The sequence below is a fragment of the Bacillus sp. UNC125MFCrub1.1 genome, assembly GCF_000701305.1.
Taxonomy (GTDB): Bacteria; Bacillota; Bacilli; order Bacillales; family Bacillaceae; genus Bacillus; species Bacillus altitudinis.
Genome location: NZ_KL370769.1, coordinates 142,805 through 157,812, shown reverse-complemented (window position 1 = coordinate 157,812; position 15,008 = coordinate 142,805). Strand labels below are relative to the sequence as shown.

20 protein-coding genes are annotated in these 15,008 nt (G+C 40.5%); 6 read left to right on the top strand and 14 right to left on the bottom strand.

Features of this window, described 5'->3' with window-relative positions:
* Window positions 1-46 precede the first annotated feature (46 nt).
* From N521_RS13675 to cgeC, 6 genes are all read right to left on the bottom strand, one after another.
* The gene (locus N521_RS13675) at window positions 47-271 is read right to left on the bottom strand and encodes a YozE family protein (protein ID WP_008346438.1); all 225 of its coding nucleotides are present in this window, start codon (window positions 269-271) and stop codon (window positions 47-49) included.
* Window positions 272-350: 79 nt separating this feature from the next.
* Complete coding sequence (locus N521_RS13670) at window positions 351-632, bottom strand: YokU family protein (protein WP_008346437.1); 282 nt, start codon at window positions 630-632, stop codon at window positions 351-353.
* Window positions 633-634: 2 nt separating this feature from the next.
* Window positions 635-2,035, bottom strand: a complete 1,401-nt coding sequence (gene ablA / locus N521_RS13665; protein ID WP_008346434.1) for a lysine 2,3-aminomutase — start codon at window positions 2,033-2,035, stop codon at window positions 635-637.
* Between the two features lie 116 nt (window positions 2,036-2,151).
* On the bottom strand, window positions 2,152-3,528 hold the full coding sequence (locus N521_RS13660) for a sigma-54 interaction domain-containing protein (protein WP_035391734.1): 1,377 nt from the start codon (window positions 3,526-3,528) through the stop codon (window positions 2,152-2,154).
* A gap of 155 nt (window positions 3,529-3,683) precedes the next feature.
* Window positions 3,684-4,979: a glycosyltransferase family 2 protein gene (locus N521_RS13655; protein ID WP_035391731.1), complete on the bottom strand. Its 1,296-nt coding sequence runs from the start codon at window positions 4,977-4,979 to the stop codon at window positions 3,684-3,686.
* A gap of 18 nt (window positions 4,980-4,997) precedes the next feature.
* Window positions 4,998-5,318 (bottom strand): spore maturation protein CgeC, encoded by a 321-nt coding sequence (gene cgeC / locus N521_RS13650; protein ID WP_007500768.1) that lies wholly within the window; start codon window positions 5,316-5,318, stop codon window positions 4,998-5,000.
* A gap of 207 nt (window positions 5,319-5,525) precedes the next feature.
* Between cgeC and N521_RS13645 the strand changes: the two genes are divergently transcribed.
* Both N521_RS13645 and N521_RS13640 read left to right on the top strand, forming a co-directional pair.
* A complete protein-coding gene (locus N521_RS13645) occupies window positions 5,526-5,927 on the top strand; it encodes a hypothetical protein (RefSeq protein ID WP_007500770.1) in 402 nt (133 codons plus the stop codon).
* A 15-nt stretch (window positions 5,928-5,942) separates the two neighbouring features.
* Window positions 5,943-6,905, top strand: a complete 963-nt coding sequence (locus N521_RS13640) for a CgeB family protein (RefSeq protein WP_035391729.1) — start codon at window positions 5,943-5,945, stop codon at window positions 6,903-6,905.
* A gap of 28 nt (window positions 6,906-6,933) precedes the next feature.
* Here N521_RS13640 and N521_RS13635 read toward each other — a convergent pair whose 3' ends face one another.
* Window positions 6,934-7,656 carry an acylneuraminate cytidylyltransferase family protein gene (locus N521_RS13635; RefSeq protein WP_035391727.1) on the bottom strand — a complete coding sequence of 241 codons (723 nt, stop codon included), beginning with the start codon at window positions 7,654-7,656 and terminating at the stop codon, window positions 6,934-6,936.
* A gap of 253 nt (window positions 7,657-7,909) precedes the next feature.
* On the opposite strand from N521_RS13635, the gene N521_RS13630 reads away from it, so the two are divergent.
* Window positions 7,910-8,938 carry an SDR family NAD(P)-dependent oxidoreductase gene (locus N521_RS13630; protein WP_019743264.1) on the top strand — a complete coding sequence of 343 codons (1,029 nt, stop codon included), beginning with the start codon at window positions 7,910-7,912 and terminating at the stop codon, window positions 8,936-8,938.
* Window positions 8,939-8,990: 52 nt separating this feature from the next.
* Here the strand turns inward: N521_RS13630 and msrB are convergent, their stop codons facing one another.
* Both msrB and msrA read right to left on the bottom strand, forming a co-directional pair.
* Window positions 8,991-9,422 (bottom strand): peptide-methionine (R)-S-oxide reductase MsrB, encoded by a 432-nt coding sequence (gene msrB, locus N521_RS13625; protein WP_008346418.1) that lies wholly within the window; start codon window positions 9,420-9,422, stop codon window positions 8,991-8,993.
* Window positions 9,422-9,955: a peptide-methionine (S)-S-oxide reductase MsrA gene (msrA, locus tag N521_RS13620; RefSeq protein WP_035391726.1), complete on the bottom strand. Its 534-nt coding sequence runs from the start codon at window positions 9,953-9,955 to the stop codon at window positions 9,422-9,424. Before msrA ends, msrB begins: the two co-directional genes overlap by 1 nt.
* Window positions 9,956-10,093: 138 nt before the next feature.
* On the opposite strand from msrA, the gene N521_RS13615 reads away from it, so the two are divergent.
* The 3 genes from N521_RS13615 to N521_RS13605 all read left to right on the top strand — a co-directional run bounded on the left by N521_RS13615 (window position 10,094) and on the right by N521_RS13605 (window position 11,624).
* The gene (locus N521_RS13615) at window positions 10,094-10,525 is read left to right on the top strand and encodes a MarR family transcriptional regulator (RefSeq protein WP_007500780.1); all 432 of its coding nucleotides are present in this window, start codon (window positions 10,094-10,096) and stop codon (window positions 10,523-10,525) included.
* Window positions 10,526-10,577: 52 nt separating this feature from the next.
* A complete protein-coding gene (locus N521_RS13610; protein ID WP_008346413.1) occupies window positions 10,578-10,838 on the top strand; it encodes a hypothetical protein in 261 nt (86 codons plus the stop codon).
* A gap of 117 nt (window positions 10,839-10,955) precedes the next feature.
* A complete protein-coding gene (locus N521_RS13605; protein ID WP_024718557.1) occupies window positions 10,956-11,624 on the top strand; it encodes a DUF4397 domain-containing protein in 669 nt (222 codons plus the stop codon).
* A 188-nt stretch (window positions 11,625-11,812) separates the two neighbouring features.
* Here N521_RS13605 and ypmT read toward each other — a convergent pair whose 3' ends face one another.
* The 5 genes from ypmT to N521_RS13580 all read right to left on the bottom strand — a co-directional run bounded on the left by ypmT (window position 11,813) and on the right by N521_RS13580 (window position 14,897).
* Window positions 11,813-12,010 (bottom strand): protein YpmT, encoded by a 198-nt coding sequence (gene ypmT, locus N521_RS13600; RefSeq protein WP_008346409.1) that lies wholly within the window; start codon window positions 12,008-12,010, stop codon window positions 11,813-11,815.
* A gap of 24 nt (window positions 12,011-12,034) precedes the next feature.
* Window positions 12,035-12,601, bottom strand: a complete 567-nt coding sequence (locus N521_RS13595; RefSeq protein ID WP_024718556.1) for a YpmS family protein — start codon at window positions 12,599-12,601, stop codon at window positions 12,035-12,037.
* Window positions 12,602-12,610: 9 nt separating this feature from the next.
* Complete coding sequence (locus N521_RS13590; protein ID WP_025207511.1) at window positions 12,611-13,372, bottom strand: SGNH/GDSL hydrolase family protein; 762 nt, start codon at window positions 13,370-13,372, stop codon at window positions 12,611-12,613.
* A 69-nt stretch (window positions 13,373-13,441) separates the two neighbouring features.
* The gene (locus N521_RS13585; RefSeq protein WP_035391723.1) at window positions 13,442-14,032 is read right to left on the bottom strand and encodes an SCO family protein; all 591 of its coding nucleotides are present in this window, start codon (window positions 14,030-14,032) and stop codon (window positions 13,442-13,444) included.
* A gap of 22 nt (window positions 14,033-14,054) precedes the next feature.
* On the bottom strand, window positions 14,055-14,897 hold the full coding sequence (locus N521_RS13580) for a DegV family protein (protein ID WP_017359697.1): 843 nt from the start codon (window positions 14,895-14,897) through the stop codon (window positions 14,055-14,057).
* Window positions 14,898-15,008 lie beyond the last annotated feature (111 nt).

Below are 15,008 nucleotides of genomic sequence, written 5' to 3'. Positions count from 1 at the left end.
TCATGAAAAAACCGCTTCTTCCATACGGAACAAGCGGTTGTGTGTGTTATTTTTTTTTGACTTCTACTTCGTATTGCTCAAAAGCCTCATCAAATGTCGTCATGGAGCTTAAATAGTCCCCATTTAACTCTAAATAGGCACATAGCTCATGATAATCAGTGGATGCTTTAGGAAAGCTGTGATCTTCATAAGCAGCATTTGCAAAATGACTGATGTCATCCTTCGGTTTTGGATGTCTGTACTTCATTAAATAATGGTAAAACGACTTCACCTGTTTTTCCCTCCGCGACACTCTATTTTGTTGTTATATTATACAGGAATTTGATGACTTGTATAGGCGGAGGTACAACTTATGAAGAAAAATCAAAGTAATTACGCTTTAATAACCGCTCCATGCTCATTAATTCTTCATATAAGATTTTTTCTGGAAGTTTTGTTTGATCGACTAAAATTAATTGATCTTCTATCTCTTTTACTGTCTCATCCTTCTGATACGTCATCCCGCAATGCGTGCAAGAAATCGAAGGCGTTTCCAAAATCTCAATCGATTGTGTGCCCGTGATGAGTTCCCAATAGACTGTGGTCTGTCCTGCGTTCGCTTTCTTCTCCTCACACCAATCACATGTCAGCAACTTTATTTCTCCTCCTTTACGGTTTGTTCTTTTTTGAGCTGGGCTTGATATTTCTTCTCTTTTAATTCATCTCGTTTTTCGCGTTTGTTTTTGAGCGTATCATGTTCAGGATTCGTCTCATAAGACTCTCTTCGTTTCATTCGGCTTAAATTTTCAGGCGTAAAGGATCTTGCTTCATCCTCAAATAGAGCTGTTATGCCAATTGCCGGTTCTTTCTTTTCTTCATAGATTTCATTAAAATACGCATCCGCTTGGCCGGCGACGTAATGTTCTGGCTCCGGATAAGAGGTGATCACACCTTCAAAGTTACGCAGGACCACTTTCTCAGGGCTTTGAGATAATAAATAATTTGGCTGTAAGGTGATCTTACCTCCGCCGCCTGGCGCATCTACAACAAAGCTTGGCACGGCATAACCACTCGTATGTCCTCTTAAGCCTTCAATGATTTCAAGGCCTTTTGAAACCGGTGTTCTAAAGTGGCCGATCCCCTCAGATAAATCACATTGATAAATATAATAAGGTCTGACGCGAATCATGACGAGATCATGCATCAGCTTCTTCATAATTGGAACACTGTCGTTAATTCCTGCTAGGATCACCGCCTGATTACCAACAGGGACGCCAGCATTGACAAGTCGCTCACACGCTTCTTTTGCTTCTTTTGTGATTTCAATGCTTGTATTAAAGTGAGTGTTCAGCCAAACAGGATGATATTTTTTTAAAATCTCACACAATTCATCTGTAATTCGCTGCGGAAACACGACCGGTGCACGTGTTCCAATTCGAATGATTTCAACGTGAGGAATGTCTCGTAAGTTTTTCAAAATGTATTCAAGCACTTGATCATTAATTAACAGCCCGTCACCGCCTGAAATTAACACATCCCGCACTTCAGGGGTTTCTCTAATATATCCAATGGCGGCATCTAATTGCTTTTTCGGCACACCCATCCCGATCTGACCGGAAAAGCGCCTTCTCGTACAATAGCGGCAGTACATGGAGCACTGATTTGTGACAAGAAACAGCACACGATCTGGGTAGCGGTGCGTTAAACCCGGAACAGGTGAATCCTCATCTTCATGGAGCGGATCTTCGAGGTCATATTTTGTTTTATGAAGCTCTTCTGCAATCGGTACAGACTGCATACGGATTGGGCATCTTGGATCGTCTGGATTCATCAGTGAGGCATAGTAGGGTGTTATGTTGAGTGGAATGGTTTTCGTGGAAATCTTCACCCCTTCTTTTTCCTCTTCTGTTAAGTTCACGACTTTTTCTAAATCTTCAAGCGTTTTGACCGTATGCGTCAGCTGCCAAATCCAGTCGTTCCACTTTTCCTCGGGTACGTCCTTCCAAAGTTCAATGTCCTTCCAATGTCGCGCAGGTTGATACAGTTTTTGATTCATATCCATTCCCCCTATCAGCATTCACTTTATACTATGCAAGTTATGTGCCAACATGGGAAAATGCCCCTATTCTTTACAAAAGGAGCTTTTCCGTCACATTCACCTGTTTGAAGTGCCTACTTTTCGGCATCTGTATATTTTTTTAGTTTATACTGCAATGTTTGTCGAGGAATTTTTAAAGCGGCTGCCGTTTGCTTAATATTCCCTGCGTGCTGTCTTAAAGCTTCTTGAATCAGCGTTTGTTCAAATGACGTCACTTGACTTTTTAATGAGGACTCTGGCGGATGACTTTCTATCTGATGCGTCCGCAAATGGGCAGGGAGGTATGCTGGGGTGATTTCTTCTGCTTCCTTTGGCATCATCAAGACGGCATGCTCGATCGTATGTTTTAATTCTCTGACATTCCCTGGCCACTGATGGGCCATAAATACTTGGACAGTTTCTTCAGAAAGGCGGTTGACGTTTTTTGAAAATTGCTGATGATACGTTTGAATAAAGTGGCGGGATAACAGCTGGATATCATGCTTCCTTGTGCGAAGCGGCGGGATATGAAATGATGACACATGCAGTCTATAAAATAAGTCTTCTCTTAACATTTGTTTTTTAACGGCTTCAAATGGGTCGATATTGAGGGCAGTAATCACTCTGACATTTACTTGAACCGCCTTTGCATCACCTATCCGGCGGACAACACCATCCTCTAACACACGCAGTAATTTTGTTTGAAGCGTAAGAGGCATCGCTTGCAGCTCATCAAGAAAAAGCGTACCGCCATCTGCTAATTCAAACAGCCCCTTGCGATCTATTGCGCCCGTATAACTTCCTTTGACAGACCCGAATAAAAGACTTTCAAGCAGCGATTCTGGAAGAGCAGCGCAGTTTTGCGGGATAAAGACTTGATCTTTCCGATCAGAAGCATGAACAATCGCTTGTACGAGTACCTCTTTTCCTGTCCCAGTTTCCCCGAAGACCATAACCGATGAAGGATATGCAGCAGCTTTTTTCGCTTTCTCCAGCACCTCTTTTAAGTGTGGATCATTTGTTAAAAATGAAGAAAAATCGAGCATTTGAGTGGTCTCCGCGGCACCATCCGTTCGTTTTTTTTGATCTAAACGATTCGAAAGCGCTGACAGCTTCGACACATCCTTCGCTACTTCTACCGCCCCAATTAACTTGCTGCCTTCTATAATAGGCAGTGTAGTGTTGACGGTCTCAATTTTTTCTCCATTTTTGTTCAAATAGGTTTGCAACGAATGATAAATGGGTTTTCCTGTTCTAAGTACATGCATGAGTGTACTTGTCTTTTCAGTTAATGAAGGATACACGTCCAGTATGTACTTGCCAATCACCTCTTCTTTCGCTAAACAGTCGAACTTCGCTGCATTATGATTATAAAAGATGGTAACCCCTTGATCGTCTACAACGTGAATCGCTTCATCGATGGCTTCTAAAATTAATTCAAACCAATCCGCTCTTTCGACAACCTTCCCCACTATTTCCCCCTCACTTTCTATGCCGAAAATCCGGCACGTATTGCCCAATTTTCAGCGGCTTGATGATGTTCAACGTGTTCCCCTATCCTTTTCACGTTTCGCTTTTTCCTGTCGATCTCCTGCTTTTTTCATCTATTCTAAAAAAAGCACCCCTCTTAGGAGGAGTGCTTTCGTCCTGACATCTGATAAAGAGACAAGTCAAATTCCTGAAGTGACTCCATATACAGCGGCACAATTGGCTTTCCTTCTTGAAAAAATGCAAATTGAGAAGGTTGTAGTTTGATTGGCTGATGGTAAAACGCAAATATTTTCACTACCTCAGGGACAATTCGGCAAAAGGTATCATGCACAAATAAATAGACATCTTGTTTCCATTTAAACAGCCGTCTATTTGGCGGGCTGAATATAGGAGATACTTGAATGATCTTGCCATCCTTAAACGTCTCTAGCTGCTGTTTTGTGACCGTGTATATCTCCTTTTGATGAAACTGAAAATATTGCACATCACGTCTTGAAGCAAACCTTCTTTTTGTCTGATGTTCAATATAATAAAATGTTCTTCCGTTATCTGCAGTGACGACTGTATAATTCGGAACTGTCAGCGGCTCGTTCATTTCATATTTCATCGTACATAAAGAAGGAACACGAATCGCACGCCTGTTCTTTTCATTCACCCAGCGCCTGTCAATTTGATGAAGACATCCGTGAGCGATTTGATAATAATCGCCATCTCTTTCAATCACAGTTCCGTCAATTAAATCGTAGGGCATACTCGAAAACATATGATGGAATGATTGTGGCGTTTTATATGTGGTATCAAGTACTTCTTGTAATGGAAAGAACGCAGCAAAATGATTCAGTCTCATCCAAAACACAGAATCAGCATGATGCCAATGTTTTGGTTCGTCGGCCCAGTATTGTCCGTATTTTTCATGAATAAACGAAAGCAGCCGGCTTCTATGCATAACAGAGCAATGGTCGACTTGAAAGGATGCATGCTCCAACACTTGATCAGCTTCTCGAACGAAGCTCGCCGTTTCCACCAAATGCTGATTCACATGCACGACACGCTGCGAGGAATAGACGATATCTATGTGAGGCTTCGATTGAAAAACCTCGACCATTTTCTCTAAACGATCTTTTCTGTAGACTGTATCATCAGTTACATAACAAACCAGCTCACCTGTTATATGTGTTAATGCTTCATTAATTAGCGTTGCATAACGTACAGTCTTCAGCCGGTTTGCAGGATGAATTTGATGAGAATACAATTGAATGCGCTTATCCACTAAATAAGGCTGCATCTTTTGGATCGTTTCTTGTTCAGAGCCATCATCCATGATCAAAAGCTCCCAATGCTGATACGTTTGTTCTACCACACTCTTTAGCACACGTTCAATGAAATCAGGTTTGTTGTAGCTTGTTAATATCACTGATACTTTCATGACCATTATCCTTTTTTAAATAGATTAAAAAGCCCCCCAGCTGACAATGTTCACATAAGGAACACTTACTCTTAGCTGATTTGTCGCATTTTTAAAGACTGCTACTGAGTCAAACAATTGTACGACAACCACGTTTTGCAGCACATCTCCATTGACTAAATGAACACGCGGCAGCGGAATGCCGAGCTCAAGCCATGGGCGTAGCAATTCTTTAATCTCTGACGCACTCCCTTCCTCACTTTCTTCTAAAAGATGAAGAAGAAGTATAATCAACACAACTTCAAGTATTCCTTCTGTTTCTAGTAATTCTTCGTTCCAGCCATTTAATAGTTGTTCAAATTCCATTCAGATTCCCTCTTTCTTCTCGTTTGATCTTTACTAGAGTATGAGGATCACTTCATTTAGCATCAGCATTTGAAAACATTTTTCAAAAATGTGTGAAGTCATTAAATGAAAAAAGAACAAGGAATGAGCATTCTGCTTATACCAAAAAAAGAGAACGGCATATACATAGTGGTGTGTTTGAATGGATGAAGAAAGGATGGGGAAAACATGAGCGAAAAGCGTGCCGAATTAAAAAAAGAGCTGTTAAAGCTGTTTTTCAAACCGCTTAGTCATGCGTTAACAGTTAATCTCGAAGAAGGAGGAGTTCAAGTGGAAGAAAAATTGAACGATTTATTTAGTGAGGTAGCAGCTGAAGCATCACCTTCAGATTCTGCTACAACACTCGACGTATCTCAACCAGCAAGATGGATTTTTGCAAGACTTGCACCTGGAACAGTCATTAGCATTGTCATGGACTCAGGTGACTTAATCGGACCCGTTCAATTCGTATCATTCGATGCTTCAACAGGTGTTGTTTTCGTCACACAAGAAAGCTCTGTGACACCTACAGGCTCTGCAACGACTCTATTAGATGTAGATAAAGTAGAAAGTGTTACGTTCACATCTTAATGTGAGAGGGCCATCATGAAGCTTCTTTATATCAGCTCTGGCTACGGTGGAATCTATCGGATGTTCGATCAATGGATAGAAGATAGCTTCATTGATTCCCCCTTTTCATGCATCAAGGTGGAAAGGGAAACTCTACCCGCTTATATGCACAAAATCCGGACATTTTCTCCGGATTTTGTTTTCATGATGATCGGTGACCATATTCCAACAGAACTGCTTCATCAATTCAAACAAGAAAAGATCCCCGTTGTACTGTGGATGACAGAAGACCCTTTTTATATAGATGTGTCAGCTGCATGCGTAAATGATGCACAGCTGATCTTAACGATTGACGAAGGTGCTTTGTCATTTTACAAACAACTAGGCGCTAATCACACGCACTACTTTCCCATTCCAACCAATACACACGTATTTCAGAAAAAAGAATCACCACATGAATCGTGCATTTATGACATTGCACTCATTGGCTACCCTTATCCAAACCGCATCAAAGCTATCGATACACTCTTACATCAAAACAAATGGCGCATTCTCGTAGCAGGAAAAGAGTGGCATCGCGTGTTGAATAAATCACGCAGACGATATCGTGATCTCTCACTGATGACCCACTGGCTGAGTCCCGAGCAGATGGCAGACATCTATCAAACATCAGCCATTGTTCTGAATCCGCACAGGCCCGCGCAATTTGCCTATAATCAAAACAAAGCCAATGTTCAAAATATGAGTCTCAACAACAGAGCATTTGATATCGCTGCAAGCGGAGGCTTTCAGTTGACAGATCTACAACCGTCACAGGCATTTTCAAGCTTCGCTTTTTACACACATGAAAACGATTTGATTAAGCAGGTCGAGCACTATGTAAAAAACCCTCAACAAAGACAATCGGTTGCAGAGAACAATTACGAGCAAGTCGTTCGCTGGAACACATTTGATACGCTGCCTTACAGACTTTATGAAATAGTCAAAAGCGCCCTATGACCGGGCGCTTTTTCTAATTGCCATCATCTTATGCCGTTCCTTCTGCATCTTGTCGAGCCAATAAAATCTTCTCTGCCTTTTTCCGATCCTCCTCACTTTTCACAACAAGCGATTGCGCATGATCCATCATATATGCACCAACAGATCCTTCTAAAAAGGAATGAATGCATTCTTTTGCATATGGAACATGAAACGCATAGACAGCTCCATTTAAACGCCCATACGTATAAGGGTGCTCCTGAGTTGGTACAAAAAAATAATGATTGTCCTTATACAGGCTGGCTTCATTGGTGTCATGAAGTGTCCAAGTTTCATTTGGATTTTCTAACGCCTCTGTAAAAGAAGCCGCACAATCATATCCCCCCTCTACTAGAAGCTGCAAGCAGGTCTCAATATCTGCCGTCTGCCTTAGTGGTGATGATGGATGCAAATACAAAACAATATCAAATGTCTTTCCCTCTCGTTCTAAATAAGCAAGCGCATGCTTCACAGCTACTAAAGAAGGTGTTTGTTCTGTCACATGTGTGCTTGGCAGTTCAATCACATTTGCTCCATAGTGGGACGAAATGATTTGAGTATTCACATCCTCTGAAGATACGATGACTTCATCTAATTCAATCATTTGTAATAATGGCTGAATGGTCCAATAGATTAGCGGCCGCTCCGCCAATACGCGAATGTGTTCAGCATGATGCCCCTGCTTGCTGCTAAAAGCTGGTATCATGGCTAAAATACGATTTCCCCTATACATGTATGATCTTCTCCCCTCGCGCAGCTCAGTATCAGTGAATACATTCTGAGAGCTGAGCTGATCGCCGTACTGAAGTCTTCAGGTGCCTCGCTATTCTACTTAATCTTCTATCTCTACATATTCTATTAAGTCGTCAAGCAGATGGTTATAATTGGTTCACCTAATTTATGCATGAAGTGGTTCTTTTCCTCAAACGTCTTCCACTCTTTCACATATGATGCAAAGTAGAGAAATGAGAGTTGGGGGATTAGATATGTCCAAACAAATAGAAACGAGTTTGAAGACCTTTTTTCGTGACAAAATCATCTTGGTCACAGGCGGTACGGGTTCGATCGGCCGGCAGATTGTGAAAAAATTAACAGCCTGCTCTCCTAAAAAGGTCATTGTCTTCAGTAAAGATGACAGTAAACAATACATGATGAAAAATGAATATGCGGCAAATCCAGAGGTTGTATTTGCACTTGGAGATGTGAGGGATGCAAGCCGCGTCAGGCAGCTTGTCAAAGGAGTAGATATCATCTTCCATGCAGCTGCACTCAAACAAGTACCCACCTGCGAAGATAATCCGTTTGAAGCTGTCCAAACCAACATCATCGGCGGACAGCATGTCATCGAAGCAGCACTTGAACATGAAGTCAGTCATGTTGTCAACATTTCAACCGACAAAGCGGTTTCTCCGACAAATGCCATGGGAGCTACAAAATTAATTTCAGAAAAATTGTTTTTTCAAGCGAATGAAAGTATTTCAAATCAGAAAACGAGATTTTGCTCTGTCCGGTTTGGCAATGTGCTTGGATCAAGGGGTTCCGTCATCCCCATCATGCTTCAACAGTTGTTAAATGAACAACCTCTAACTGTAACTGATCCTAAGATGACACGCTTTTTTATGTCTATCGAAGAAGCTGTATCCCTCACGCTTGAAGCAGCTATCATGATGAAAGGCGGCGAAACATTCATTCTCAAGATGGAGTCATTACAGCTGGCTGATCTATTGAAAGCATTTCATGAATATGCCGGTCAGATCAACGTTCCTTCTCCTGATATTCTCGTTGTCGGCAAAAGACCTGGAGAAAAACTTCACGAGGAACTCACATTCCCTCACGAGGCAGATTCACTGTTTGAACATGAACAATTTTATGCCATTTTACCAAGACCACATCTTCACCCTCATTTTCAAAAAGTCCATTTGACCCATTACACATCAAACGAAGCACCGCTCATTACAAAAGAGAAGCTGTTTCACATCATTGAACAATTACATCATACACACCATAAAAAATAAAAAAATCGTCACACGGAAGCAGCTGACTTCCATGTGACGATTTTTAAATCAATTATTGAAAGATGTGTTTCAAATGACCATAGCCTTCTTTTTCAAGATCATCCTTCGGGATAAACTTTAAAGCGGCAGAATTAATACAATACCGAAGACCTTTTGGCCCTGGGCCGTCTGGGAATACATGACCAAGGTGAGAGTCGGCCGTCTTACTGCGAACTTCAGTCCGCACCATGCCATGGCTCGTATCTACTTTCTCTTCTACCTCTTGATCTTCAATCGGTTTTGTAAAACTTGGCCAGCCGCAATGGGCATCAAATTTATCTAAAGAAGAAAACAATGGTTTGCCTGAAATGATATCTACATAAATGCCCTCTTCCTTATGGTCCCAAAATTCATTTTGAAATGGCGGCTCAGTTCCATTATTTTGCGTCACTTCGTACTGCATACGGTTTAATTCTTTGATGCGCTGCTCTTTTTCGTTAGCCATTATTTATCACTCCAATGAGATTGAATAAAACCTGCTCTGCCCGAACCGACATGGTATCGTTCGTAGTGCATTTTGTTCTTTTTATAATAATGCTGATGATATTCCTCAGCAGGATAAAAAGGGCTAGCCTCTAAAATTTCTGTCACGATTGGCTTTTGGAAAATTCCACTTTGGCTCAGCTGCTCTTTTGATGTTTCTGCAAGTTGCCTTTGTTTTTCATTGTGGACATAAATCCCTGTACGGTAGGACTCTCCTCTATCACCAAATTGTCCTCCATCATCTGTTGGGTCTATTTGCTGCCAATATAGTTCTAATAGCTTCTCATACGGAAAAACGTCTGGATCAAAGGTAATTTGAACGGCTTCTCTATGGCCTGTCGTATTTGTACATACTTCCTCATAGGTTGGATTCACTGTATGTCCGCCAGTATACCCTGATTCAACTTTGATAATGCCTGGCTGTTCATCAAAAGGTTTAACCATACACCAGAAACAGCCTCCAGCAAATGTGGCTAATTCTTGTTTTTCAGACATATTAGTGCCCCCTTCATTTAAAAAATGGTATCATCATATTATAACATGATAAAAAATAATGAAAATGATACGACTTGTATACCTAAAAACAAAAGAAAGCATTCTGTCGTATCTTAAAATATAATGGGGGTTTAATGATTGGAACAAAGAAAACAAATGATGTATGAAATGGATACTTTACTGAGAACCGTATTTAAGCAAATACGTTATGAAATTAACAGCTTGCTTGAAAACGAATTATCTCGGAATGAATTTCTCATTTTAAATCTGCTGCGTGAACAAGGCGCAAAAAAAGTAACGGAATTCGCCTCAATTCTCGGTGTATCAGCAAGCCATATTACAGCTGTAACCGACACACTTGTAGAAAAAGGCTGGATCACTCGTATCCGTTCAAAAGAGGATCGACGCATCATCAAAATCCACTTAACCGATAAGGGTAAGGAAATTACTGAGCATTTTGAGAAAAAGAAAACAGAATACTTCATGGAACGATTTGAATCATTTGATGATGAAGAACTGAAAACGATGATCAAATTATTTAAAAAGCTGGATAAAAGTCAAAAAGATTAAGCATAGATTTTAGCGTGGAGGACATGCTACGGATAAAAAGGTGGAATGAACCATGACAAGTCCATATCTTTGTCCGAACTGCAAAACCAACAGAACGCGTTTTAATCTCATCGAGCAGCATTCAGAACCTGTGAAACTTGATCCAGCAACTGGAGCTATTGTCGAAACATATGAAGGAGATCAGCTTTCTCCTTTTCACATGAACTATCAAGGACCGAAAATCAAAGTCCAGTGCGGCGTTTGCGGATTAATTGAGGATGAAAAAACGTTCATTAAGTTGGCTGAATATCATCAATATTCATCTCCTTCTTAATACGAGAGCCTGACAAAAAGTGTCAGGCTTTTTTCTATGTTTCTTTTGCCTATACAGATCGTCCCTTTCTTGCATACGCTACAAAAAACACATTGCAGAGAAAGAAGGGATAAAGACGTGCAGCAGCTCTACGAGATGAATCAATTTCTATATCGTCCATTAGCTACCTTTCCCCCATACCATCCGAGAAACACCATTTCCAAAGCTGTTATTCGATTATTTCACGCTGCACCGGATTTAAGTGAGCTTGCTGTATTTGTAAATCAGCAGCCAATCCAAAAAAAGCTGCCATACGGTCAGCTGTCTGCTTATATGGAATGGGATGAGGGTGTTTATGAGATAGAAGTATTCAAGCTGGCTACAAAAGAAAGAATTCTTTCTTCTCGTATGATGATTAATGGAAACGAGACTTACACGCTATGTATCACAGGAGCTCGTACCGGCTTTGCGCTGCTCACAGAAAAGCAAGACTCGCTGATTAAGCAAGAAGAGCTATCAGCACTCACGTTTATCCAGCTGTCACCAGACCTCCCTTTCATTGATATATATGAACGAGATCAAGGCATGTTATCAAAGGAACTCGGATATGTGAACGGCACCCAAACCCACCACTTCTCTCCGAATAAGTATCACTTTGAATTAAAAGCTGCCGGTACTCAAAGTGTACTGCTAGATATTCCGAAAGTTCACCTGCAAACAAAGCGGGCCTATCTTATTTTACTTCATGGATTTGCAAACGGAGAGCCAGAGCTAATGGCAAAAGTCGTCTTGTCTCACCAAATGTAAAAAGAGCCTTTCCAAATGGAAAAGGCTCTTAGCGTGTAGACAAACCCTCGCATTCGGTGTCAGTCCTGCGTGCTGGTGCTCACGAATGTCACATTCACTCTGCGCCGGTACTCGTCCTTCCTAGAATGCAAAGGTTTTCAATCACGCTGAAAATAAGATAAATAGCCTTTCCAAATGGAAAAGGCTATTTACGAGACATCTTCAGCTTTTTCTTGTTTTTGAAAATCAAAAGCAAGAATCATGGTACCTAAAAATAATGCACAATAGGCGATATTTAAGTAAAACTGGTCGATATTTTCTGCTTTTAAATGAGAGGCAGCTGTCATGCCAAAGTATGCAGCAAATAAGAGCGACAGTAAACTAAAATATTGATAGACTCGCTTCATAGTTTCACTCCTGACTTACACGTTCTATTGCTTTGGATGATAATATGAGAATTCAATTTCATCATTCTCAAGATCAATTTTGTTCGCTTTGACATACATATCATTCGTCAGCGGCATTTCTGAAAGGCGCACTTCCACCGTTTTTTGGTCTGGTTTCACATGAACGAAATCAGGCAGTTCATAGAATTGACCCATGTAGCTTAAAACAAAACTGATTGGGATGCTTAATTGTCCAATTGAAAAGTCATCTACTTTCAGCAGAACATCCCCATTATCTTCAACAGATGGTGTAAATGATACATTTGCATTAATCGTTGAAGAAAAAGCTTTGATTGCACCTGTTACTTTCACATCTTGGTCAATCGCAACATGAAAGTCGGGCATATCGCTTGATCCTTGGTTTTTCAAATAATCATTGACAAAGCTGGTAAGCGACTCTTTTGAACTAGAAATGTTAAAAGCATACTCGCTGTTCACTTCTTTTTTCGAAGCGGATTGATCGCTCGGCAGCAGCATAAAAATACCGCATACAAGAACAATCAATAGATTAATTGACAGTAAAATAAAAAATAAACTCTTCCATTTTTTCATCTTTTCACCCTATTCCTTCGGCAGTCCTTCTTTTTTCACTTCTGAGAATAAACGATTTGCCATAAGAGAGTACCCCTTTTGGTTTGGGTGGAAATCATCATCTGCCAGTAATTTTTCATCTTGATCATCTTCAAATAAATCTGCTACATCGATCATATCAGCATTGCCGTCTTTTTTTAGTTCTTTTTCGGCAGCAGCATTCCAGTCTTTGACGACCTCATCAATATCTCTCAGCTCAGACAAGCTGAATTTAAAAGGATTGTACATACTGACATACATGATCTTTGCATGGTCATTATGCTCTCTTAATTGAGCAAGAATGGTCTTAAAACGCTCTTCAAAAGGACCTTGCTCTTTTTGAAAAGGAGCAAATGTCAAGTTGAGCACATTTTGACGGACGACATGCATTAAGTCATTTCCGCCGATCGTAAAGAAAATATAATCAGCGTCTTTCAGTCCATCCTGCACTTTTTTTTCTTTTAATCTTTTTAATAAATCTACCGTTCTACTGCCTTTAATGGCATAGTTTTTTAATGTAACAGACTGTACACCGTCCACCGCTTCTATCTTGTCACGGGTGATGCCGGCATACCCTTTTTTATTTTGATCTCCGATTCCTTCTGTTAAGGAATCTCCAACCGCTGCGATCGTAATATGTTCTTTTACGTTTTGTGTGTCTTCTAGTTTATCCTTTATGCCAGCCTCTTGTGCGGAACATGCAGAAAGAACAAAAGCTAGAGACATCACAATCAAAATCAAACGAGCCTTCAAACGATGATGTCCCTCCTTTTTCTGATTAAAAAAGTGTATCATGTTTTCGCTCATTTGAACATCCTTATGCTAGCTTCGACTCAGTGTTTTGATGTCCTTGATGATTTCATCATATGGCGTATTTTGAACACCATCATAGTTTTTCATCACTTTTCCTTCTTGATCAACGAGGAAAAACAGAGATTGGTGTATCACTTGGTCTTCGTCTTCAGGTTTTTTTACAATCGTCTTAAAGCTTTTCATTGCAAATTTTTCAATCGCTGACTGCGAGTAACCAGTGAGAAAATCCCAATTTTTAAAGGATAATGGATATGCTTTTGCAAATTCCTTTAGCTTTTTCGGTGAATCCACCTCTGGATCGACGCTAAATGAAATGATGTGCGCATCCAATTTTTCTTCTTTTAACCGTTTTTGTAGCTCTGTCATATGTGCGGTCATCGGCGGGCAAATCGTTTCACAGCTTGTGAAAATAAAATCTGCCACCCAGACTTTCCCCTTTAAATCGTCGAGCGACACCTTTTGACCATCCTGGTTTTGATACTCAAACGGCTGGATTTGATAATTTAACGCATCCTTGATTTGTCCATTTGAACATGAGACTAAAAGAAGCACGCTTATAATCGTAAGCGCACCAAATAAGGCTCCCCTTTTTGTATACATGACAATTACATCCCCTTTTCAATCAATCGGTATAAAAAGTAAAGCCTATAGCGCCCTTACCAGTATGACAGGAAATAATCGGTGTTGTATAAGCGATGTCAACTAGTGCATCAGGTGTGTGATCAAGCAGTGCTGCTTTAAGCTTTTCTGCAAGTTCTAATGCGTCTGCATGTGCAATCCCAATTGCCTGAACGGTTTTCCCTTTCACCGCCTGTACATACTGTTTTGTCAAATAGCGGACAAGAGCGGAGTAACTTCTCACATTCGCTTCTGGTGTGTATATGCCGTCTGTTAAGCTGGCAATTGGTTTAATATGAAGAAGTGAACCGATCAGCGCCTTTCCTCTTCCAATTCGTCCACCTTTCACGAGATTTTCTAATGTATCGATTGTGACAAATAGCTTTGTTTTAAGACGAATTTTGTCCATTTCTTTGAGGATGTCATCACGGCTTGCCCCTTTTTTTGCAAGCTCTGCTGCTTTGGTGACTTGAAACCCTAAACCATAGGAAATAAAATTCGAATCGATGACAGTGATATTTCCGTCTACCATTTTAGAAGCGCTTTCAGCAGTTTGAACCGTACCACTCATCCCACCAGTTAAATGGATACTAATGACTTCGCTTCCATCTGCCGTCAGTTTTTCATATAATTCGACGAATTGACCGATCGCAGGTTGAGACGTTTTCGGCAGTTCTTCAGCGGCCTCCATTTTTTCAATAAATTCATCTGGTTGTATGTTCACTCGGTCAATATAATCAACCCCAGAAATGGAGATATTGAGCGGAATGACATGAATGGAAAGATCATTGATTTTTTCTTGCGGAAGGTCCACAGTTGAATCTGTTACAATTTTAATTTGTTTCACTATCGTCTCATCCTTGCTGTCTTAGTCTTTACATATGATATTACCTTATTTCGTGCATTCTTGAAAACAACTGTCAGAACGTTTTTGAAATTGTCACATTTTCTTCTTTTC